Origin of the sequence: Proteus sp. TJ1640 (assembly GCF_003144445.1) — a bacterium.
In the GTDB taxonomy this organism is placed as follows: Bacteria; Pseudomonadota; Gammaproteobacteria; order Enterobacterales; family Enterobacteriaceae; genus Proteus; species Proteus penneri.
This window is the reverse complement of sequence record NZ_PENY01000034.1, coordinates 26217-49753: the sequence shown is the minus strand read 5'-3', so window position 1 is coordinate 49753 and position 23537 is coordinate 26217. Positions and strand designations below refer to the sequence as shown.

General features: G+C 39.8%; 21 protein-coding genes. 2 read left to right on the top strand and 19 right to left on the bottom strand.

Annotation, left to right across the window (positions count from 1 at the left end; genetic code table 11):
• Window positions 1-40: 40 nt before the first annotated feature.
• The 7 genes from tolB to DK861_RS15445 all read right to left on the bottom strand — a co-directional run bounded on the left by tolB (window position 41) and on the right by DK861_RS15445 (window position 6157).
• On the bottom strand, window positions 41-1336 hold the full coding sequence (gene tolB, locus DK861_RS15475; protein WP_023581196.1) for a Tol-Pal system beta propeller repeat protein TolB: 1296 nt from the start codon (window positions 1334-1336) through the stop codon (window positions 41-43).
• A 142-nt stretch (window positions 1337-1478) separates the two neighbouring features.
• Window positions 1479-2522 (bottom strand): cell envelope integrity protein TolA, encoded by a 1044-nt coding sequence (gene tolA, locus DK861_RS15470; protein WP_109400686.1) that lies wholly within the window; start codon window positions 2520-2522, stop codon window positions 1479-1481.
• 28 nt (window positions 2523-2550) lie between these two features.
• Window positions 2551-2976, bottom strand: a complete 426-nt coding sequence (gene tolR, locus DK861_RS15465; protein WP_023581195.1) for a colicin uptake protein TolR — start codon at window positions 2974-2976, stop codon at window positions 2551-2553.
• Window positions 2977-2998: 22 nt separating this feature from the next.
• On the bottom strand, window positions 2999-3685 hold the full coding sequence (tolQ, locus tag DK861_RS15460) for a Tol-Pal system protein TolQ (protein WP_036912094.1): 687 nt from the start codon (window positions 3683-3685) through the stop codon (window positions 2999-3001).
• Window positions 3685-4080: a tol-pal system-associated acyl-CoA thioesterase gene (ybgC, locus tag DK861_RS15455; protein WP_006537646.1), complete on the bottom strand. Its 396-nt coding sequence runs from the start codon at window positions 4078-4080 to the stop codon at window positions 3685-3687. The genes tolQ and ybgC overlap by 1 nt, the downstream gene beginning before the upstream one ends.
• A gap of 309 nt (window positions 4081-4389) precedes the next feature.
• The gene (locus DK861_RS15450) at window positions 4390-4797 is read right to left on the bottom strand and encodes a DUF4440 domain-containing protein (protein ID WP_109400685.1); all 408 of its coding nucleotides are present in this window, start codon (window positions 4795-4797) and stop codon (window positions 4390-4392) included.
• Window positions 4787-6157 carry an MFS transporter gene (locus DK861_RS15445; RefSeq protein WP_109400684.1) on the bottom strand — a complete coding sequence of 457 codons (1371 nt, stop codon included), beginning with the start codon at window positions 6155-6157 and terminating at the stop codon, window positions 4787-4789. The genes DK861_RS15450 and DK861_RS15445 overlap by 11 nt, the downstream gene beginning before the upstream one ends.
• An 89-nt stretch (window positions 6158-6246) precedes the next feature.
• Here DK861_RS15445 and DK861_RS15440 point away from each other — a divergent pair, with 89 nt between their 5' ends.
• Entirely contained in the window at window positions 6247-7134 is an 888-nt protein-coding gene (locus DK861_RS15440) for a LysR family transcriptional regulator (RefSeq protein WP_109400683.1), read from the top strand.
• A gap of 91 nt (window positions 7135-7225) precedes the next feature.
• Here the strand turns inward: DK861_RS15440 and ybgE are convergent, their stop codons facing one another.
• The 12 genes from ybgE to sdhC form a co-directional block, all read right to left on the bottom strand.
• The gene (gene ybgE / locus DK861_RS15435) at window positions 7226-7510 is read right to left on the bottom strand and encodes a cyd operon protein YbgE (RefSeq protein ID WP_069370100.1); all 285 of its coding nucleotides are present in this window, start codon (window positions 7508-7510) and stop codon (window positions 7226-7228) included.
• On the bottom strand, window positions 7510-7623 hold the full coding sequence (gene cydX, locus DK861_RS15430; RefSeq protein WP_072062915.1) for a cytochrome bd-I oxidase subunit CydX: 114 nt from the start codon (window positions 7621-7623) through the stop codon (window positions 7510-7512). Before cydX ends, ybgE begins: the two co-directional genes overlap by 1 nt.
• Before the next feature lie 12 nt (window positions 7624-7635).
• A complete protein-coding gene (gene cydB, locus DK861_RS15425) occupies window positions 7636-8793 on the bottom strand; it encodes a cytochrome d ubiquinol oxidase subunit II (RefSeq protein ID WP_006537654.1) in 1158 nt (385 codons plus the stop codon).
• Window positions 8794-8807: 14 nt separating this feature from the next.
• A complete protein-coding gene (gene cydA / locus DK861_RS15420; protein WP_109400682.1) occupies window positions 8808-10373 on the bottom strand; it encodes a cytochrome ubiquinol oxidase subunit I in 1566 nt (521 codons plus the stop codon).
• A gap of 1486 nt (window positions 10374-11859) precedes the next feature.
• Window positions 11860-12729 carry a succinate--CoA ligase subunit alpha gene (gene sucD, locus DK861_RS15415; protein ID WP_006537657.1) on the bottom strand — a complete coding sequence of 290 codons (870 nt, stop codon included), beginning with the start codon at window positions 12727-12729 and terminating at the stop codon, window positions 11860-11862.
• Window positions 12729-13895 carry an ADP-forming succinate--CoA ligase subunit beta gene (gene sucC, locus DK861_RS15410; protein WP_006537658.1) on the bottom strand — a complete coding sequence of 389 codons (1167 nt, stop codon included), beginning with the start codon at window positions 13893-13895 and terminating at the stop codon, window positions 12729-12731. The genes sucD and sucC overlap by 1 nt, the downstream gene beginning before the upstream one ends.
• A gap of 161 nt (window positions 13896-14056) precedes the next feature.
• Window positions 14057-15262, bottom strand: a complete 1206-nt coding sequence (odhB, locus tag DK861_RS15405) for a 2-oxoglutarate dehydrogenase complex dihydrolipoyllysine-residue succinyltransferase (RefSeq protein ID WP_072062917.1) — start codon at window positions 15260-15262, stop codon at window positions 14057-14059.
• 13 nt (window positions 15263-15275) lie between these two features.
• Window positions 15276-18080: a 2-oxoglutarate dehydrogenase E1 component gene (gene sucA / locus DK861_RS15400; RefSeq protein ID WP_072062918.1), complete on the bottom strand. Its 2805-nt coding sequence runs from the start codon at window positions 18078-18080 to the stop codon at window positions 15276-15278.
• 243 nt (window positions 18081-18323) lie between these two features.
• The gene (locus tag DK861_RS15395) at window positions 18324-19040 is read right to left on the bottom strand and encodes a succinate dehydrogenase iron-sulfur subunit (RefSeq protein WP_006537662.1); all 717 of its coding nucleotides are present in this window, start codon (window positions 19038-19040) and stop codon (window positions 18324-18326) included.
• 34 nt (window positions 19041-19074) lie between these two features.
• Window positions 19075-20841, bottom strand: a complete 1767-nt coding sequence (gene sdhA, locus DK861_RS15390) for a succinate dehydrogenase flavoprotein subunit (RefSeq protein WP_006537663.1) — start codon at window positions 20839-20841, stop codon at window positions 19075-19077.
• Complete coding sequence (gene sdhD / locus DK861_RS15385) at window positions 20841-21185, bottom strand: succinate dehydrogenase membrane anchor subunit (RefSeq protein WP_006537664.1); 345 nt, start codon at window positions 21183-21185, stop codon at window positions 20841-20843. Before sdhD ends, sdhA begins: the two co-directional genes overlap by 1 nt.
• Window positions 21179-21559 (bottom strand): succinate dehydrogenase cytochrome b556 subunit, encoded by a 381-nt coding sequence (gene sdhC, locus DK861_RS15380; RefSeq protein ID WP_129586864.1) that lies wholly within the window; start codon window positions 21557-21559, stop codon window positions 21179-21181. The genes sdhD and sdhC overlap by 7 nt, the downstream gene beginning before the upstream one ends.
• Before the next feature lie 622 nt (window positions 21560-22181).
• Here sdhC and DK861_RS15375 point away from each other — a divergent pair.
• Entirely contained in the window at window positions 22182-23465 is a 1284-nt protein-coding gene (locus DK861_RS15375) for a citrate synthase (RefSeq protein ID WP_072062920.1), read from the top strand.
• Window positions 23466-23537: the final 72 nt, after the last annotated feature.

Below are 23537 nucleotides of genomic sequence, written 5' to 3'. Positions count from 1 at the left end.
TTTGTTCCTTTATTTGTTTGCCATACATAATTTTTATGCATCACATAAACGGCGACCAGGCAGGCGATTTAACCTGACCATCAGTCGCCGGAAGACGCGCTTTGAAACGTCCATCAGTCGATACTAGCTGCAAAATGGTGCCTAAGCCTTGTGTAGAGCTATAAATAACCATTGTGCCGTTAGGCGCGATGCTTGGCGTTTCATCCAGAAACGTATCTGTTAGATATTGTACGGAATTCGTTTCCAGATCCTGCTTAGCGATATGTTGCCTACCGCTTTCAGAACTCACCATAACTAAGAAACTGCCATCTGGGCTTACTGCAGGATTTTGGTTTTGTTTACCTTCCCACGTAATACGCTCTGGCGTTCCTCCGTTAATATTAACCTTGTAAATTTGTGGACGTCCACCTTGATCTGAAGTATAGACTAAGGTTTGTCCATCTGGCATCCAATTTGGCTCAGTATTATTACTTCTGCCATTGGTTACCTGTGTCATATTTCCACTTGCTAAATCCATAACATACAGATTTAAGCTACCACTCTTAGAAAGAGCAAATGCAAGTTTAGAGCCATCTGGTGAAAACGATGGTGCACCATTATGTCTTGGGAATGATGCTATTTGACGAATTTCACCTGTTGCTAATGTTTGTACCACTAAAGCAGATTGACCACTTTCAAAGGTTACATATGCAAGTTTAGCACCATCTGGTGACCATGCTGGTGACATTAATGGCTGTGATGAACGATAAACACGATCTTGGTTAAAGCCATCATAGTCAGAAACGCGCAATTCATAAGGATATGCGCCACCATTAGTCACAACAACATAAGCAATACGTGTACGGAATGCCCCACGAATACCTGTCAGTTTTTCAAACACTTCATCACTGGCAGTGTGAGCAGAATAACGTAGCCATTTAGATGGGACCTTAAACTCGCTTTGAGATAAAACCGCGCCTGGAGAGCCCGCAACGTCAACTAACTGATAGCTTACTAAATATTGACCATCCGCTGACGGTTGTACGCGTCCAACAACAACAGAATCAATCCCTAATGCAGTCCATAATGCAGGTTGGACTTCAGAAGCCGTGACAGGCTGTTGAGGTATACGTGATACATCAATAGGATTAAACTTTCCGCTATTACGCAAATCTGCTGCAATCACACCAGCGATATCTTCTGGCATTTGACCAGTGCCTTCCCATTTAAAAGGAACAACACCGATAGGGCGTGCAGTATTCACCCCTTGTGTAATTTCAATTCGAACTTCAGCGTTAGCCAGAGTGGTTACGCATAAAATTAAAAGCCCGAAGATAACATTTAATGCCTGCTTCATCATGTCTCCCTTTTATTATTGCGGTTATTACGCAATAACGCACAGAATAGTAACAAACGCTTTTCAACAACACCATACAACGCATCAATAACATTCTAAAATAGATATAAATTAGTGTGTGTTTTCCTACAATCAGACAGTTTTATGGTTTAAACTCAATTACTGATGATTTTACTTGTTCATAAACATCTTTCGGTGGCTTCGGTAATTTAGCGGTATTTGCTGCTCTTAATGCCACTTGACATAAAGAAGGGTCCCCCCCTACAACCTTCGCACTGATTAACAAGCCATCAGGTGCAATACTGACTTTTAGCTCACAAGTTCGCCCTTTATACAACTCAGGGTCAATAAACTTTTGCTCAATAGCCGTTTTTACTTGTCCAATATAAGTAGCAACACCTGCATTATTGGCACCAGTACGATTTCCACCGCCTTGACCAGCGGCTGCTGCACCACTTTGTTTATTACCATCAGCCATTAAACCATCAAGTAAACTATCTACTGCTTTACTTTGCTGTTGAGCTGCGGCTTTTGCTTTAGCCTCTGCTGCTGCTTTGGCCTTTGCTTCTGCGGCTGCTTTGGCTTTAGCGTCCGCTTCAGCTTTCGCTTTAGCATCTGCCTCGGCTTTAGCTTTCGCCTCTTCCGCTTTTTGCTTTGCGGCTAATTCAGCCTGTTTTTTCGCTTCAGCTTCTGCTTGTTTTTTAGCATCTGCTTGCTCTTTTAAAATGCGATCACGTTCAGCTTTTGCTTGCGCAGCCGCTTCTTCTGCAACCTTTTGTTCTTCTTTTGCTTTAGCGGCAGCTAATGCTGCTTCACGTTTTTGAGCCTCTGCCGCCTCTTTTGCTTGTAAACGTTCAACTTCTAACGTTTTCAAACGTTCTTGTTCTTTCATTTGCTGCTGACGCAACTCTTCTTCTTGTTGCTCAGCTCGCTCTTTACGCTCTTGCTCGGCTTTTTGGACGTTAGCTTGTTGCGCTTTTTGCTGATTATACTGTTGCACCACAGCATTAGGATCGACCATAATAGCATCAATAACTTGTCCATCAGATCCACCGCCACCACCTAAATCCCATTTCTGAGTTAACGAACCCCAGATAAGTAAGGCTATAACGAGTAAATGCAAGGCGGTAGACAAGATAACTGAACCGCTCAATTTACTTCGAATTGGCTTCGTTTTCTTTCCCACGCTATTATCCAAACTTATTTCAACCTAATTACATAGGTTGAGTCATTAAACCTACAGATTTAACACCTGCTTGACGTAACATGTTGAGCGCTTTAATTATCTCATCATAAGGAACATCTTTAGCACCGCCAATAAGAAATACAACTTTCGGATTTTTTTCCAGTTGTCGTTTAGCTTCAGCCATAATCTGTTCTTGTGGTAATAATTCTAATACTTCCTGATCAACACGAATATTGTATTGCCCAACCCCTGCCACTTCGACAATCACAGGAGGGTTATCACTACTTGAAACAGTTTGTGTCTCTGTTGCTTCAGGAAGATCAACTTCAACACTTTGCGAGATAATAGGTGCCGTCGCCATGAAAATAAGTAACAGCACTAATAATACGTCGAGCAAAGGAACAATGTTAATCTCTGATTTTACGCCTCGGCGGCTACTGCGACCCCGTGCCATCAGCTCTCTCCTTCTGCGTTAACTATTTCTTTTCTGCGGAGGCAAAAGCTTGGCGATGTAAAATCGTCAGGAACTCTTCCATAAAGTTATCGTAACTTTGTTCCAGTTTATTTACACGCTGCGTAAACCGGTTATAAGCCATAACTGCGGGGATTGCCGCAAATAAACCGATAGCTGTTGCAATCAACGCTTCAGCAATGCCGGGAGCAACCATTTGTAATGTTGCTTGTTTAACACTACCTAATGCAATAAATGCATGCATAATTCCCCATACTGTACCAAACAGACCAATATATGGGCTGATAGAACCAACAGTGCCGAGGAAAGGAATATGAGTTTCTAAAGATTCTAATTCACGATTGAAAGAAACACGCATTGCTCTTGATGCCCCATTAACAACTGCATCAGGAGCATGAACGCTTGCTTGATGCAAACGGGCAAATTCTTTAAAGCCAGAATGAAAAATTTGCTCTGAGCCAGATAATTCATCACGGCGAGCTTGGCTATCTTTATATAAACGAGCCAAATCAGTACCTGACCAGAATTTATCTTCAAAATCTGCAGCTTCACGATCGGCGGCATTCAGAACTTTAGTTCGCTGAATAATAATCGCCCAAGATGCAATAGAAAATCCGATTAAAAGCAACATGATCAACTTAACTAAAAGCCCTGCTTTTAGAAAGAGATCGATAACATTCATGTCAGCCACTACTTAAACTCCGCGATAATGGACTTGGGAAGCGCTACTGGCTTCATTTTTGATGAATCTACGCAGACAACAAGCACTTCTGCGCTACATAATACACAACCATCTTCATTAATAATCTTTTGAGAAAATGTCATTGAAGCACCACGCAATGTGGTAATTTCACTTTCTACTTGCAAAAGATTATCAAGTCGAGCTGGCGCAATATATTCTATTGATAATTTACGTACAACAAATACAACATGATCATACTCCCGTAAATCATGCTGATGAAAACCTTTTTCTCTGAGTAGTTCAGTTCTAGCGCGTTCAAAATATTTCAGATAACTGGCATGATAAACAACACCACCGGCATCAGTATCTTCATAATAAACACGAACAGGCCAAAGAAACTGCATATTACCTCCATTACCTTTCCCGAGTTAAGTCCATAAATAATGTAGCTATAGGTTACCTAACTATACTTAAGAGGTCGCTCTAAGGGAATCGTAGTAACGTAAAGAATAGAAAACGCAGTTTTCAGGCGCCAATCATAAACTCTTCTTTGCAACACGCAATATGCTTTGTGCTCTGAATAGAAAAAATATTTTTATTAAGACAGCATAAAAATGCTTGCTAATTAGAAATTCATAGATTGTCTAATTTAATAGTATTATTTTTAATGACAGAAAAAAACCAGTTAAAAACTGGTTTTATATATAAATCAATTAATTATTTACGATTGGGGTTTCATGAAGATAGTGCCATTGCCAACACTCATCATGAGAATTACGTCTCAATAACACTACAGATTCGCGCATGAGAATTTTCTTATTTTCACTGTGTATTTCTTGATATCTGACAAGCGCCAAACAATCTGACTGGTAAATTATTTTATAATTACTCGTTTGTATTTTCAGACCACGTCTTTTTCCTGCATTTTGTCTGAACATCGCGATAACGTCATCATAACTCACTGCTTTCCCACTGATCCCTACCATTGAAAACTCTTGAGATAAAAGGTTTTCTATTTTTGTAATAGCATCAGCTGATAATGGGTATTGTGTAAAAACCGTTTCAATCTCATCATGCAAAGATTTAATGCTTTCTATGATTGAGTCAGTATTAAAATTCATCTTGTGTTTCCTGTGTAATCACTTTTTTCTTTATTGTAAATAATAAAGTAAGAGGTAATATGCCTATCAATGCACATATTAAAAAGGTCATGCTATAAGCTGTTTGTGGTAAACAAAAAAGAGAAAGAATATTAAATAACATAGCAACCATAGTTGCCCCGATACTAAAAACAACTTGTCTATTAATATTCCAAATAATACTTGCTTGAACTAATTTTTGTGTACTAAAGTCATACAACGCTGTGGTTTGAGCGGTGTTAGCACCAATCCCCCCACCCACTCCGATAATTAGATAGGCAATAATCAGTAATAGAATATCTGTATTACTATTTACAAATGTTAATAAAGAAATACCAATACTGTGCAATAGCAATGCAATTATAAATAAATATTTCATACCTAATTTATTATAAAGTGCACCACTTATTGTCATTGAAATAAAAGCACCCAATGCATACAACAACATGAAAAAACCTGTTCCTTGAGCAGTAAATTTTAAATATTGTTGTAAATAAAAAATAGCGAGAATATTCACCCCAGTAAAAACACCTGGAATACAGTAATAAATAAAAATAGAGAGTGATAGATTTCTATTTTTTAATAATGCTAAATTAATAACCGGCGATGAATGATGCCGATAATGGTAATAATAAAGTACAGCAAAACTTGTTGAAAGTGCGGCTATCACTAAGGCAAATAATGTTGAGTGATATTCACCATAAGCAGATAATGCGAACAATCCAGATACAATGATCAAACTAATAAGAATGATCCCTTTAATATCAGGTATAACATTTTCTTTAGGTAAAGGCTCTTTTACCCAGATAAAGGCCAGAAACGCAGTTAACAATGAGAATGGAATATTGCTATAAAAAACCCAACGCCACGAAACAACATCAACAATAAATCCACCTAATGTCGGTGATATTGCCGGTGCAATCAAAGCTATCGCCATAATGATCGTTGATATTTTGCTTCTTTCATGTCCTTGAAAATATTGAAAAGTTAATGCTTGTCCGATTGGGATTAGCAGTCCACCACTCACACCTTGAATAAAGCGCCAAAAAATAAGTTCGCTGAAAGCGTGAGAATATCCGACTAATGCGACCGATAAACTAAACATCAACATTGACGTTACCATCAATGCTTTAATTCCAAAACGTTGAGATAACCAGTGACTCAAGGGAATAATTAATGTTAATCCCAGAATATAACTATTTGAAACCCATGTAACAGAAACGATAGAGATCCGCATATCATTGGCTATTGCAGGTAATGCAATGGCTGACATAAAAATGTTAATACAATCGATAAAAAAGCCCAGCAAAAATATAGATGCAATTCGATAGCGGTAAGTCATAAAAATCCTCCGCACATAGAGTACGGAATATTGACGAATTTCGTCTATCTGACAAAATAGAATTTATTGTTTAATCAGAGTAAACAATCATGCAAAATCAAATTGATCGAATTCGCTCTTTTATTGCTGTTGTTGATACCGGTTCATTTACTCAAGCAGCAAAATATTTGCGCCTAAGTAAATCGATGGTGAGTATTCATATCAAAGCATTAGAAACAGAATTGGATGTCTCTTTACTCAATCGTAATACACGACGATTTTCACTGACAGAAACGGGAGAAATGCTTTATCAAGACTTTCGTCTTGTGTTAAGTCAGTTAGAAAAAACTTTGGATAAGGCGCGATTAGGGCAACAAGAACTGCAAGGATCGTTACGATTAAGTTCAACAACTGAATTTGGTGAACACTATATTTTGCCATTGCTCAATCAATTTATACAGTTACACCCAAAGCTAAAAATACAATATGCATTTAATTCTTCTATTGAGGATTTAATAAACCATAAGCTTGATCTCGCTATTCGACTTGGTACATTGAAAGATAGCAATTATCGATCTACAAAGCTGGCTGATTATAAGATTAGTTTGGTTATTTCCCCTAGTTTATTACAGAAATTCTCAATAAAAACTATCGACGACTTAAAGGTTATTCCTTATTTAGCAAATAGTAATTTACGTCAAAGTAAACTTTCACCATCTTTAGAATTTAATATCTTACTCTCTCAGTTATCTCAAAATGCTTATTTTGAAACTAATACTATTTCGGCATTAAAAAAAATGGTACTTTCGCATACAGGAATGGCTATTTTACCACATTGGTTCATTCATCAAGAATTATTGGAAGAGAAATTAGTCGTGCTGTTTCCTGATATTTCTTTGTTAACACAATCCGTTAATATTATTTTCCCTTATAGTGAATATATCCCAAGAAAAACACGTTTATTTATTGATTACTTAAAAGAAAATATCCAGCTATAACGTTAGAAAAGTGAGCGAATTTAGCAAGGATATTTAGAAAATAAAATACCTTATTTCTTTTTCATACACTGAGTAGAAATAAGGTATTTTCTTAGAAGAAAAAGTAAATTAGCCCAACAACCAAAATAATAATTGCAGGGATTGGATGTAATAAACATTTTGCAACAACATGTTTAGGACGAAATGCTAGACCAAAAGTTGCTCCAGCACATACAGACCAAATAAGAAGGATACCTTGCCAAATTGCCAGTGAACTTGTGTTCGCGGCAAAACGACTAGGGTCCCACATGACACAAAATGCCATTACCAACGCCATGATTAAAACAAGAGCCCTAATAGGGCCCTTGTCTAACAGTTGGTAGCTTTTATCCAACATTATTCTTCACTTTCTGAAGCTTTTTTCGCTTCAGCATGCTCGAAAGCCAGTCCTGCGATCACCGCAATACTACAAGCGAAGAGCGTTCCGAGAAGCCATGTAAAATACCACATTCTCTATGCTCCTTAGTACAGAGTATGATTATTGCCTTCGATAAATTTCTTATCGAGGCGACCATGCATTTTCCAGTAACACCAAATGGTGTAAAGGAGAACGATAGGTACAAAGATAATCGCAACAACTGTCATCACCTGAAGAGTAAACAGGCTAGAAGTTGCATCCCACATAGTTAAGCTCACATCTGGGAAAGTGCTTGAAGGCATCACAAATGGGAACATAGTCACACCACACGTCAGGATAACACCCGCAATTGTCAGTGAAGTGAACAGGAATGCCCAACCCCCTTTATTTGCTTTAGTTGCAACAATCGCCAGTAATGGAGATAACAGACCTAAGGCCGGTAATACCCATAACACAGGATAATTGTTGTAGTTAGTCATCCAAGCACCTGCTTCATGAGAAACGGTTTTCAGTAGTGGAGATGATGGACCAGCTGTATCAATAGCGCTTGTAATAATAAAGCCATCGATACCATAGATTAACCATACACCAGCTAATGCGAATGCGATGAAAGTAATTAATGAGGTAATGTACGTTGTTTTACGAGTACGCTCATGTAATTCACCAGTTGTACGCATTTGAAGATAACTTGCACCATGTGCAACAATCATCATTAAACTAACCACACCCGCTAATAAACCGTATGGGTTTAACAGACTTAACAGGTTGATCAGCGCATTAGTCGTACCATTATAAGATACACGTTGCATGCTATCGACTTCTAAAGGTACACCTTGTAACAGGTTACCAAAAGCAACACCGATAACTAATGGTGGAACGAAGCTACCAATAAAGATACCCCAATCCCACATACCACGCCATTTTGGTGATTCTAATTTAGAACGGTAGTCAAAACCTACTGGACGGAAGAACAATGCAGCCAGTACGAAGATCATACCAAAATAGAAACCAGAGAATGCCGCAGCATATACCATTGGCCATGCAGCGAATAATGCACCACCTGCTGTGATTAACCATACTTGGTTACCATCCCAGTGAGGTGCAACAGAGTTAATCAAAATACGGCGTTCAGTGTCATCTTTCGCAATAACGCGTAGTAACACACCAACACCCATATCAAAACCGTCAGTGACTGCAAAGCCAATTAGTAAGATACCAATCAGTAGCCACCAAACAAATCGCAATACTTCATAATCAAACATAGTGGACTCCTGTGTTACTTACTTTGAGAAGAAGCTGTCTTCTGTTCAAAGTGATAGCGACCCGTCTTCAGGCTACTCGGCCCAAGGCGACCAAATTTGAACATCAGGAACATTTCGGCAACTAAGAACAGTGTATACAGACCACAGATAAGCCCCATAGATACTAGGATATCAGCCTGTGTCAATGAAGAAGTTGCTACAGCTGTAGGCAGGATTTCACCAATCGCCCATGGTTGACGTCCATATTCTGCAACAAACCAACCTGCTTCAACTGCGATCCATGGTAATGGAATACTAAACAGTGCAGCACGCAGTAACCATTTATAGTTACCAATACGGTTAGACAGAACTGTCCAGAAGGAGATCGCAACAACTAGTAACATTAGGAAGCCTGCGGCAACCATGATACGGAACGACCAGAACAGTGGGGCGACATTAGGAATAGTGTCTTTTGCAGCAGATTTGATTTGCTCTTCTGTTGCATCAACAACTTTATCAGTATAACGCTTCAGTAATAAGCCGTAGCCTAAATCTTGTTTAGTATCATTAAATGCTGCACGAATAGCAGGATCAGTATTACCTGCGCGTAATTCGCTTAATAATTCGTAAGCTTTCATACCATTACGAATACGAACTTCGTGCTGACTCATCAGATCATTAAGACCTAATACAGGTGTGTCGAAAGAACGCGTTGCAATAATACCCATGACATAAGGGATTTGTAATGCAAACGAGTTTTCCATTTTTTCTTGATTAGGGAATGCAATCAGATTAAATGCGGCTGGAGCGGGTTCTGTGTGCCATTCACCTTCAATCGCAGCCAATTTGGTTTTCTGTACGTCACCCATTTCGTAACCAGATTCATCACCCAGCACGATAACAGATAATACAGCTGCGATACCAAAAGTAGCAGCAACTGCGAAAGAACGTTTTGCAAAACCGATATCACGACCTTTGAGCAGGTAGTAAGAGCTGATACCCAGAACAAAGAATGCACCAGTACAATAACCAGCAGCAACGGTGTGAACAAATTTAACTTGAGCGACAGGGTTTAAAACCAGATCAGCAAAACTCAACATTTCCATTCGCATGGTTTCAAAGTTGAAGTCTGCAGCGACAGGGTTTTGCATCCAACCATTCGCAACAAGGATCCACAGAGCAGAGAAGTTAGAACCGAAAGCAACTAACCAAGTTACCATCAAGTGTTGCTTCTTACCTAAGCGATCCCAACCAAAGAAGAACAACCCGACGAAAGTTGATTCTAAGAAGAACGCCATTAAACCTTCGATTGCTAAAGGTGCACCGAAGATATCACCGACGTAATGAGAGAAATATGACCAGTTAGTACCAAATTGGAACTCCATGGTCAATCCAGTTGCGACACCCAGAGCAAAGTTAATACCAAATAACTTACCCCAGAACTTTGTCATATCTTTGTAAACTTGTTTACCCGACAGAACATATATCGTTTCCATGATTGCCAGCATAAACGCCATACCCAGCGTTAATGGGACAAACAGGAAGTGATACATTGCTGTTAAGGCAAACTGTAACCGTGACAGTTCGACAATATCAAACATCTTGACTCCTTGCTCCTAGCAGGAAGACACCGACTTGCGGCAACCCGACTTTATTAAATTATAAAGCCTCATAACTACCAGCAATAAATGCCTCTAAAAACAACAACGAATATTAAAGACCAAAAACACAATACCTTACAAATAGTACGCTTATATTTACATATAATAAATATATTTTGCGTGACCCAGATTTGAATTTTGAGCTTAGGTCAACAATACGACTTTTAGGTTTGTAACAGCATATTTGATCGTGTGCCAATTTAAGCATATTCAGAAATTTTTTCCACAATTAATAACTTGACCCACATCAAAAAAACACTTTAATGTTAACTAGTTGCGAATAAATTACCCAATAGTTACCATTGTGTTAATGCAATGTTGTTTTTATTTTTGAGTATTATTTACCTCCTTATAACTTCCATAATAAAATTAACTTTTTATTTTCATAAAAGACTTAAAAATAAACACTTTTAATTGTGTTTTATTAATTTTAATATCAAATTTATTTTTTTGTAGGTAAATAATAAATATTTTAAAAAAATAAGCTATTAATTAATAAGTTGAAATTTACAAAAATGTATATATGAAAAAATACTCTCAATTTTTGATCTAACAAAGATATATGAAAAAGTCTAATCTTGCTTATTTATTCCTAATATTATTTTTTATAACCTCTTTTTTATTCTAAATAAAAGAAGTGCAATAAATCCATATTTTGCTGACAAAACACAAAACAGCCATTTACACAAAAACAAATAACCACAAATAAATCAATCAGATAGATAATTTAAACAAGTCATTCATTGAACAATATGCGAAATAATACGAAAAATTTTTTATTATTTTTTCTTATTTAAACAAAATGTTCTTCGAGATAATACCAACTTCTTATTATCAATTCTTATAACGATAAATAGAACATAATCTGACTTTAATCGTCATTTTGATGTTTTGTATAATAGAAAGGTATTTTTTCCTACCAAAGAGCTTGCCTCCTTCTCTTCTTTATACATTCATTAGCATGCTTAACCGTCTTATATTCTTAGTAAAAATCAGCGTTACAGGGTGATCCTTGTATAAATTTAACGCTAATTATTACGATATTTATAGAAGAACCTAGTATTGAAAACACCATAAAACAAATGTTCATTTTTTCTAGATGACACTCTTTTCATTCAAAACACGTATTTAAAATATTATTTTTAACAATCCAAGAGACTTGTTTATGGTTTTTATCATTATTTTTAGGCTCGACAATAAAGTAAATAAATAGAAAAATGCGTTTTCGCATACAGATCAATTTTTAAAAAAAGATAATATAAAACAACTTATTAGCGTAAATTTAGGCAAGGTATTGATATGTTAATTACAATACTAGCTATTTATATAAGCTGTTAAATGAAACTAGAAATAAAAATGCCAGCTTCTTTTTTGGAAACTGGCATTTTAGATAGTATTAATCTGAAATTATTAACAGAATTGTTACTTACTTGATCAGTGATTTAATTGCTTCACCGATATCAGCTAAGCTACGGACAGTTTTCACACCAGCAGCTTCAAGAGCAGCAAATTTCTCGTCTGCGGTACCCTTACCACCAGCAATAATTGCACCCGCATGTCCCATACGTTTGCCTTTAGGCGCTGTTACACCAGCAATATAGCCGACAACAGGCTTAGTAACGTGATCTTTGATATAAGCAGCCGCTTCTTCTTCCGCTGTACCACCAATCTCACCGATCATTACAATCGCTTCTGTTTGTGGATCTTCTTGGAAAAGCTTCAGAATATCAATAAAGTTAGAACCCGGAATTGGGTCACCACCAATACCAACACAAGTTGATTGACCTAAGCCAACGTCTGTTGTTTGCTTAACAGCTTCATAAGTTAATGTACCTGAACGAGATACAATACCTACTTTACCTGGTAAGTGAATGTGGCCAGGCATAATACCAATCTTACATTCACCTGGAGTGATAACACCTGGGCAGTTAGGGCCAATCATACGCACGCCAGCTTCATCTAATTTCACTTTAACAGTCAGCATATCCAGCGTAGGAATACCTTCAGTAATAGTAATAATTAGTTTGATGCCTGCATCAATCGCTTCTAAGATTGAATCTTTACAAAATGGCGCCGGTACATAGATAACTGTCGCAGTTGCACCTGTTGCTTCAACGGCTTCACGCACTGTATTGAATACCGGTAAGCCTAAGTGCGTAGTGCCGCCTTTACCTGGTGTAACACCACCGACCATTTGTGTACCATAAGCAATTGCTTGCTCAGAGTGGAATGTTCCTTGGCTACCAGTAAAACCTTGGCAAATTACTTTGGTGTTTTTATCGATTAAAATAGACATTATTTTGCCTCCGCTGCTGCAACAACTTGTTTCGCGGCATCAGTTAAGCTTTTAGCTGCGATAATATTTAATCCACTATCCGCTAATTTTTTGGTGCCTAACTCTGCATTGTTTCCTTCGAGACGAACAACCACAGGAACATTAACGCCAACTTCTTCAACTGCGCCAATAATACCGTCTGCGATTAAGTCACAACGAACAATACCGCCGAAAATGTTGACTAATACAGCACTGACATTTTCATCTGACAAAATAATTTTAAATGCTTCAGTTACACGCTCTTTTGTTGCACCACCACCTACATCGAGGAAGTTAGCGGGTTCGCCACCGTGAAGTTTAACAATATCCATAGTACCCATTGCTAAACCTGCACCATTGACCATGCAACCAATGTTGCCATCTAATGCAACGTAGTTCAGTTCCCACTGTGCCGCTTGTGCTTCACGAGGATCTTCTTGTGAAGGATCGTGCATTTCACGCATTTCTGGTTGACGATACAACGCGTTGCTATCTACACCTAATTTACCATCAAGACAAATCAGATCGTCTTCTTTAGTGATAACCAAAGGGTTAATTTCAATTAGCGCAAGATCACGCTCTAAGAAAATAGAGGCTAATCCCATAAAGATCTTAGCAAATTGACTGACTTGCTTGCCTTTTAAACCCAGTTTAAATGCTAATTCTCGCCCCTGATAAGGCATAGGGCCTGTCAGTGGATCAATAATTGCGCGATGAATAAGTTCTGGCGTTTCTTCCGCCACTTTTTCGATTTCAACGCCGCCTTCTGTTGAGGCCATAAAGACAACGCGACGGGTACCACGGTCAACAACCGCACCAAGATAAAGTTCTTTAGCAATATCAGTTGCTGCTTCAACCAAAATCTGTGTAACAGGCTGACCATTAGCATCTGTTTGATAAGTGACTAAACGTTTGCCTAACCATTGTTCAGCAAATGCGCGGATCTCTTCTTTAGATTTAACGACTTTTACGCCGCCCGCTTTACCACGTCCACCCGCGTGAACCTGACATTTCACGACCCAAGGGCCTTGACCGATTTTTGATGCAGCTTCTTCTGCCTCACGCGGTGTAGTGCAGGCGAAACCAGCAGGTGCTGGTAATCCATACCGTGTGAAAAGCTGTTTTGCCTGATACTCGTGTAAATTCATGATGTTCTATCCATAATCTTGTTGAAAGTCGGGCTTTCTTATTTTTTTGACTATAAGCCAGTAAAATCTGGCTTCACGAACACACTGTACTTCTTTGATGCTTGTGTCTGTTGCTAAGTAGGCAGGAGGAGCATCTCCTGCCTAAAAGCGATATCTATTACCTATACATCAAGTAATAAACGAGCTGGATCTTCTAGCATCTCTTTAACGGTTACTAAGAAACCGACAGACTCACGACCATCAATTAAACGGTGGTCATAAGACAGAGCCAGATACATCATTGGTAGAATAACAACCTGACCATCTACTGCCATTGGGCGATCTTTAATAGCATGCATCCCTAAAATGGCACTTTGTGGTGGGTTGATAATTGGAGTTGACATTAATGAACCGAAAACACCACCATTTGTGATAGTGAAGTTACCGCCAGTTAAGTCTTCAACAGTTAACTTACCGTCACGACCTTTTACAGCTAATGCTTTGATATTTTTCTCAATATCGGCCATGCTCATTGCATCCGCATCACGTAATACTGGTGTTACCAGACCACGTGGTGTCGATACTGCAATACTGATATCGAAGTAGTTGTGATAAACCACATCAGTGCCATCAATAGAAGCGTTCACTTCTGGATAACGTTTCAGGGCTTCAACAACGGCTTTAATATAGAAAGACATAAAACCTAAACGTACACCGTGACGTTTTTCGAATGCTTCACCATACTGAGCACGTAACTCTTTGATTGGTTGCATGTTGATTTCGTTAAATGTTGTCAACATTGCAGTGGTGTTTTTCGCTTCTAATAAACGTTCTGCTACACGTTTACGTAAACGTGTCATTGGTACACGTTTTTCGCTACGGTGAGATAACGGTGCTTGAGGAACTTCAGCTACCGGTTGTGCCGTTGACTTATTCGCAACATGGCCTTCGATATCTTGGCGAGTTAAACGTCCACCTACACCGCTACCTTTCACATCCGCAGGGTTAATATCGTGTTCAGCCACTAAGCGACGTGCTGTTGGACTTAAGGCATCATTGTTGTCTTTTGCAGCAATATCCGCACTTTGACGCTGTGCTGGCGTACTATCTTGAGCAGGTTTCACATCAGCAGGAATGCCAGTGCTATCACCTAAACGAATACGACCTAGCAATTGGCGTGAACCAACAGTAGCGCCCTCTTCTTCAAGAATGCTTTCTAAAACACCAGCTTCACTTGCAGGAACTTCTAAAACAACTTTATCTGTTTCGATTTCAACCAGCACTTCATCGCGTTGAATGCTATCACCAGGTTTTTTATGCCAAGTTGCGACCGATGCGTCAGCAACTGATTCAGGGAGATCCGGTACTAGAATGTCTACACTACTCATTTTCTATCCTTATTTATTCAACTTTCAGTGCGTCTTCAACCAGAGCTTTTTGTTGCTCCTGATGAACAGAGGTATAACCAACAGCTGGAGAGGCTGATGCAGGACGTCCTGCATAACGTAATGTTGCACCCGTAGGGATCGCATCACGGAAATTATGCTGGCTGCAATACCAAGCTCCCTGATTTAAAGGCTCTTCTTGACACCAAACGAAATCTTTCACATGGGAGTAAGGCGCCAGAATTTGCGCAATATCTTCGTGTGGGAATGGATACAGTTGTTCAATACGAATAATGGCAACGTTGTTTTGTTCATTAGCACGACGCTGTTCTAATAAATCGTAGTAAACCTTACCTGAACACATCACAACACGTTTCACATCAGCTGGTTTTAAATCATCAATTTCACCAATGACCGGTAAGAATTTACCATTGGCTAATTCATCTAACGCAGAAACCGCTAATGGATGACGTAACAGTGATTTTGGTGACATTACGATAAGTGGACGACGCATACCACGTAACGCTTGACGGCGTAACATATGATAAACCTGAGCCGGAGTTGACGGCACACAAACCTGCATATTTTGTTCTGCACACAGTTGCAGATAACGTTCTAAACGTGCAGAGGAGTGCTCTGGGCCTTGGCCTTCATAACCGTGTGGCAACAACATGACTAAACCACACATACGACCCCATTTTTGCTCACCTGAGCTAATGAATTGGTCGATAACCACTTGAGCAACGTTTGCGAAGTCACCAAATTGTGCTTCCCAAATCGTTAAACCACGAGGTTCTGTTGTGGCATAACCATATTCAAATGCAAGTACTGCTTCTTCTGTTAATACAGAGTCCCAGACATTAAATTGTCCTTGAGCATTATGAACATTAGCTAATGGTACATAAACAGAGCCATTTGTTTGGTTATGAATAACGGCATGGCGATGGAAGAATGTGCCGCGTCCCGCATCTTCACCAGAAAGTCGAATGGTGATACCTTGATCAACTAAAGTTGCATACGCTAATGTTTCTGCTGCACCCCAGTCGAGTAGTTTCTCTCCTTCAGCCATAGCAGCACGGTCAGCATAAATTTTCTCAACCCGAGACTGCATCACGATTTCTGAAGGAACGGTACTCACACGACGCGCTAAATCTTGTAAACGCGTTTTCTCTACTTTATGTGGATACTCTTCATTCCATTCGTGATTTAAATACGGTTCCCATGTGTAAGAATGCAGACCCATTGGACGATATTCTTCAACAACACAATCCCCCCGATCCAACGCATCGCGATAGAGATTAACCATCTCTGTCACATCATTGGCATCAAGCAATGATTGAGCAACCAGTTTATCCGCATAAATTTTACGTGGTGTTGGGTGTTTTTTGATTTTTTGATACATCAGAGGCTGAGTCGCATTTGGCTCATCCGCTTCGTTGTGACCATGACGACGGTAACAAACGAGATCAATCATAACATCGCGTTTAAAGGTATTACGGAAATCTAATGCTAGGCGAGTGACAAAAGCAACCGCTTCAGGATCATCTGCATTAACGTGGAAAATTGGTGCCTGAACCATTTTCACAATATCAGTACAGTATTGTGTTGAACGGGCATCTTTTGGATTTGAAGTCGTAAAACCAACTTGGTTATTGATAACAATACGAACTGTACCACCGACTTCATAGCCACGCGCTTGAGACATATTCAGGGTTTCTTGCACAACACCTTGACCTGTCACCGCCGCATCACCATGAATAGTGATAGGAAGAACCATATTGCTACGCGCTTCATCTAAGCGATCTCGACGAGCACGAACAGAACCAATGACAACTGGGCTAACAATCTCTAGGTGAGATGGGTTAAAAGCTAATGCGAGATGAACTTGAGCGCCTTCAGTCGCAAAATCAGATGAGAAACCTTGGTGATATTTAACGTCACCTGTTCCCAAATGTTCTTTATGAATACCCGCAAATTCATCAAATAAATCAGCCGGTTTTTTACCTAAGATATTAACCAGCACGTTTAAACGTCCGCGGTGCGCCATACCAAGAACCACTTCACGAGTGTCTTGTTTACCAGCATGGCGGATTAAATCTTTTAACATCGGAACTAATGCATCACCACCTTCTAAAGAGAAGCGTTTTGCACCTGGGAATTTCGCGCCTAAATAGCGCTCTAAACCTTCAGCTGCGGTTAGCTCTGTCAGGAAGCGTAACTTTTCTTCTTTAGTGAATTGGTCTGCTACATTCACTGATTCTAAACGTTGTTGTATCCAGCGTTTTTCTTCAGTATTAGTGATATGCATATATTCAGCACCGATTGAACCACAGTAAATGCGTTTCAGTGCTTCATATAAATCACCTAACTTCATCGTTTCTTTGCCGATAGCAAAAGAACCGACATTGAAGGTTTCTTCAAAGTCTTCTTTAGTTAGATTATGGAAAGCTGGATCTAAATCTGGCACAGATTCTTGTTTCCATAAACCAAGCGGATCGAGATTAGCGTTTTGGTGACCACGAAAACGGAAGGCATTAATGAGCTGCAAAACTTTCACTTGTTTTGAGTCCATTGCCGGATCGCTTACCGAGGTATGATATCGAGTGGATTCTTTTGCGAGGCGTCTGAAATAGTCGCGGGTTTGAGAATGCGACTGTTCTATGCCTTGACTTGCGGGCAGTTGTTGAAAAATCTCTCTCCAACTTTCGTCAACAGAGTTTGGGTCAGTTAGGTAGTCTTCATAGATATCTTCTATGTAAGACTGATTCTCTCCTGCTAGAAAGGTTGATTCTAGCCAGTCCTTCATTGCGCCGTTCTGCATTATGATCCCTTAAGCTATACAGCTTTAGTTCGCCGTGGATAACTAATACCGTGATTAAACGGTGTCGATTGCAAGGTTCTCTTATGACCCGCTATCTCGCAGGTTCTTTAAATATGGAGCTTTAGCTCTCAAGGAACCTTTAAGCACTGTCTAACAGTGTTTAAAGGTGCCTTACTATTTACCGCAAACGTCTAACTTAGTTTTTCCATTAACCGCCCTAACTATTTTAGGGCGGTTATTATTTTATGCACTACGTTTTAACAACATCGACTTAATATGGCCAATCGCTTTTGTTGGATTGAGTCCTTTAGGACATACGCTGACACAGTTCATGATGCCATGACAACGGAACACACTGAACGCATCGTTAAGATCATCAAGGCGAGATTCTGTTTCTGTATCGCGACTATCAATCAAGAAACGATATGCAGCTAACAATCCAGCAGGTCCGATAAACTTATCTGGATTCCACCAGAATGACGGACAAGAGGTTGAACAACAAGCACAAAGGATACAATCGTAAAGCCCATCAAGCTTTTCACGCTGTTCTGGTGACTGTAAGTTCTCACGAGCAGGAGGATTCTTGCCATTATTAATTAAATACGGACGAATTTTCTCGTACTGTGTATAGAACTGAGTCATATCCACTATTAAATCACGAATTACTGGTAAACCAGGTAACGGTCTGATCACAATTTTCTTACTTCCTTTCTGTAAAGATGAAATAGGTGTGATACAAGCCAAACCATTTTTACCATTCATGTTCACACCATCAGAGCCGCAAACACCTTCACGACAAGAACGACGGAACGATAAGGTAGGATCTTTTTCCTTTAATTGAATTAATGCATCCAACAGCATCATGTCACGCCCTTCAGGAACTTCTAGGGTGTAATCTTGCATATGCGGCGCATTATCAACGTCGGGATTGTAACGATAAATCGAAAATTCAAGTTTCATATTTAAGTCTCCGCAACTTCAATAACACCGCTAATTAATATGTACGCACTTTTGGTGGGAAAGCTTCACGCAGTTTTGGCTGCATATTGACTTCACGTCGTGTCATTGTTTCGGTTTGCGGTTGATATAATGTATGACATAACCAGTTCGCATCATCACGTTCTGGGAAATCGAAACGGCTATGGGCTCCACGGCTTTCTGTACGGAAGTTTGCAGATACCGCGGTGGCATAAGCTGTTTCCATCAAGTTATCTAATTCTAAGCATTCAATACGCTGTGTATTGAATTCACTTGAATTATCATCCAGTCGTGCATTTTGTAAGCGCTCACGAATCACTTTCAGTTCTTCTAAGCCTTTTGCCATTGCATCACCTTCACGGAATACCGAGAAGTTATGCTGCATACAAGATTGCAGTGCTTTACGGATTTCAACTGGATCTTCACCAGAACGGTTATTTTCCCAGCGATTTAAGCGAGTTAATGCGGCTTCAATATCAGAATCGCTCGCATCACGCATTGTGCCTTGTTCCATCAGTGATTCTTTTAAGTGCACCCCTGCTGAACGACCAAATACAACGAGGTCTAACAGCGAGTTACCGCCTAAGCGGTTTGCACCATGAACAGATACACAAGCAATTTCACCGACTGCGAACAGTCCAGGAATAACCACGTCCTCGCCTTTCTCGTTCACACGAATAGCTTGACCCGTTACTTTTGTTGGAATACCCCCCATCATATAGTGACAAGTAGGTATAACAGGGATTGGCTCTTTAACTGGGTCAACGTGTGCGAAAGTACGAGAAAGATCAAGAATACCTGGTAAACGAGACTCAAGAACTTCTTTACCGAGGTGATCAAGTTTCAATTTCGCATGAGGTCCCCAAGGACCATCACAACCACGACCTTCACGAATTTCGATCATAATAGAACGAGCAACCACATCGCGGCCGGCAAGATCTTTGGCGTTTGGTGCATAACGTTCCATAAAGCGTTCACCGTCTTTATTTAACAGATATCCGCCTTCACCACGACAACCTTCGGTCACCAATACGCCCGCACCCGCAATACCGGTTGGGTGGAATTGCCACATTTCCATATCTTGCAGAGGAACACCTGCGCGAACCGCCATGCCGACACCATCACCTGTGTTGATATGCGCATTTGTAGTTGACTGGTAAATACGACCCGCACCGCCAGTCGCTAAAATCGTGGCATTTGCTTTGAAATAAACAACTTCACCCGTTTCGATACAAATTGCAGTACATCCAACAATATCGCCATCTTGGTTTTTCACTAGATCCAGTGAATACCACTCTGAAAAGATGGTTGTGTGATTTTTTAAATTTTGCTGATAAAGGGTATGCAATAATGCATGTCCAGTACGGTCAGCAGCAGCCGCTGTACGCGCAGCTTGTTCACCACCAAAGTTTTTTGACTGACCACCAAATGGACGCTGATAAATACGACCATCATCTAGTCGAGAAAATGGGAGCCCCATATGTTCCAACTCTAAAATTGCTTCAGGGCCGGTTTTACACATATATTCGATAGCATCTTGGTCACCAATATAATCGGAACCTTTTACCGTATCGTACATGTGCCATTCCCAGTTATCCTCATGAGTATTACCTAGCGCAACAGTAATACCACCTTGAGCGGAAACAGTATGAGAACGAGTGGGAAAAACTTTAGAAATCAGTGCACAAGACAGACCCATTTGAGAAATCTGTAAAGCGGCACGCATACCGGCACCACCCGCACCAATAACAACAGCATCAAACTCTCTTACTGGCAGATTCATTACACACCCCACACCACAATTGTTCCATAAATAAGATAAACCAACAGCGCAACAACAATAATCAGTTGTAAAGTCAGGCGTAATGCCAGCGGTTTAATATAGTCCGTTAACACTTGCCACATTCCTATCCACGCGTGAATAAGAATAGAAAGCAACGTCAAGATGGTGAACACTTTGGTTAAGGATGAGCTAAAGAACCCACGCCATACCTCATAGGTAATTTCTGTTGTAGCAATAAATCCCACAAGATAAAGAACATATAAAACGATAATAATGGCTGAAGCACGCAGAAATAACCAATCCTGTATGCCAGTACGGCCTAAAGTAGAAGAATTACTTACCATACTAATACCCCCGCCAATATTGATAAAATTACTGTAATAACCATTGATGCAGCCGCTGAGTTGCGACCGACAATCAAGGTTTCATCAATAAAGCCGAAGTCCATCAACATATGACGAATACCACCACAAATATGGTATGCCAATGCCGTTAGGATGCCCCACAAAATAAATTTTGCGAAGAAACCAGTCATTATTTCAGCCGCTTGCTGAAAACCTTCAGGAGAAGAGAGAGAGGTGCCAAGTAACCACAGTAAGATGCCAACTGCGACTAACATAATAACACCAGAGACACGATGCAAGATCGATGCGATAGCAGGGAGTGGAAACTGTATCGTCTGTAAATCCAGATTGACAGGTCTTTGTTTTTTCACAATTTATGCCCACACAGCTTTTATAATTTTTCCTTCCTCCGGACCTGGATGGAAATCAAACAGCGAATGGGGTACAAAGGCACATTTTAAGTAAAATGTTAAATCCGTCTATTTTACAAAAATTGTGGATTCGTTACGCTGGTTCTCCATACAACAACGGTTCCGGAGACCTGCGCGCAGTATAAGTGCTTCACAAACTTATTACAATTACCACACAACTTGTGTGCCCGACATTTGCCTCGAACAGTGAGAAGGATCACTATTTAATACATCCGATGCAAAAATGATTATCATTTTTGACACATGCACAACATTTTCATTACATTTACTGCATAATTTTAATGTTTATGTTTTTTTTGTGCGCAAACACGCTTCCAGAAACCTCAAACTTATGTAAAAGTGTTGTCAGTACTAATTCTAAGTGCATTGCATAAAAAAGCACCTAAAAAACATAACATCAAAAGCTCCTTAACATAAGTGACACACTATAGACCTAGATATGACGGGCATTAAGTAAAACTCGGCTGGGTACCTTACATCAACTATAGTTTCACTATCGAAGTGCATCTTTATGAAGATACCCTCGACTTTGTTAGGAGACATATAAGCGCTAAGGAGATTATAAATGGCTGATAACAAAGCTAAGCTAACGATTGCTGAAACATCTGTAGACTTGGACGTTCTATCCCCTACACTCGGTTCCAAAGTTATTGATATTCGTACTCTCGGCTCCAAAGGTTATTACACCTATGATCCTGGCTTTACCTCAACCGCCTCTTGTGAGTCAAAAATCACTTTTATTGATGGTGATAACGGTATTTTACTTCACCGTGGTTTCCCTATCGGGCAATTAGCGACTGAATCAACATACTTGGAAGTCTGTTATATCCTGCTGTACGGTGAAGCACCGACACAGGAGCAATACGATAAATTTAAAACCACAGTGACACGTCACACCATGATCCATGAACAAATTACCCGACTGTTCAATGGGTTCCGTCGTGATTCACACCCAATGGCCGTGCTGTGTGGTGTTACAGGTGCTTTAGCTGCGTTCTATCACGATGCATTGGATGTCAGTAATCCGGTTCACCGTGATATTACGGCTTACCGCCTGCTCTCTAAAATGCCAACAGTGGCAGCGATGTGTTACAAATATTCGATTGGTCAACCTTTCGTTTATCCAAGAAATGACCTCTCCTATGCAGGTAACTTTTTGCATATGATGTTTGCAACACCATGCGAAGAGTATATTGTTAACCCAGTACTTGAACGCGCAATGGATAGAATTTTCATCCTTCACGCAGATCACGAGCAAAATGCATCAACTTCGACTGTGCGTACAGCTGGTTCTTCTGGTGCAAACCCATTTGCATGTATCGCAGCAGGTATCGCGTCACTTTGGGGACCCGCTCACGGTGGTGCTAACGAAGCTTGTCTACGTATGCTGGAAGAGATCAAAACGGTTGAACACATTCCTGAATTTATTAAACGAGCAAAAGATAAAAATGACTCCTTCCGTTTAATGGGCTTTGGTCACCGTGTTTACAAAAACTACGATCCTCGTGCAACAGTAATGCGTGAGACCTGTCATGAAGTGTTAAAAGAATTAAACCTCAATGACAGCTTGCTTGAAGTGGCGATGGAATTAGAACGTATTGCTCTAAACGATCCGTATTTTATTGAGAAAAAACTGTATCCTAACGTTGATTTCTACTCTGGTATTATCCTGAAAGCGTTAGGTATTCCATCCAATATGTTTACGGTTATTTTTGCGATTGCACGTACAATTGGCTGGATTGCTCACTGGAATGAAATGCACGAAGATGGTCTGAAAATTGCGCGTCCTCGTCAGCTGTATACTGGTTATGATGAGCGCGATTTTAAAAGTGAAATTAAAAAGAAATAATTGATTTTTTTATTAATTATCCTTGTTAAGCCCCGATTAAATCGGGGCTTTATGTTTTAAAGTTATCGATAA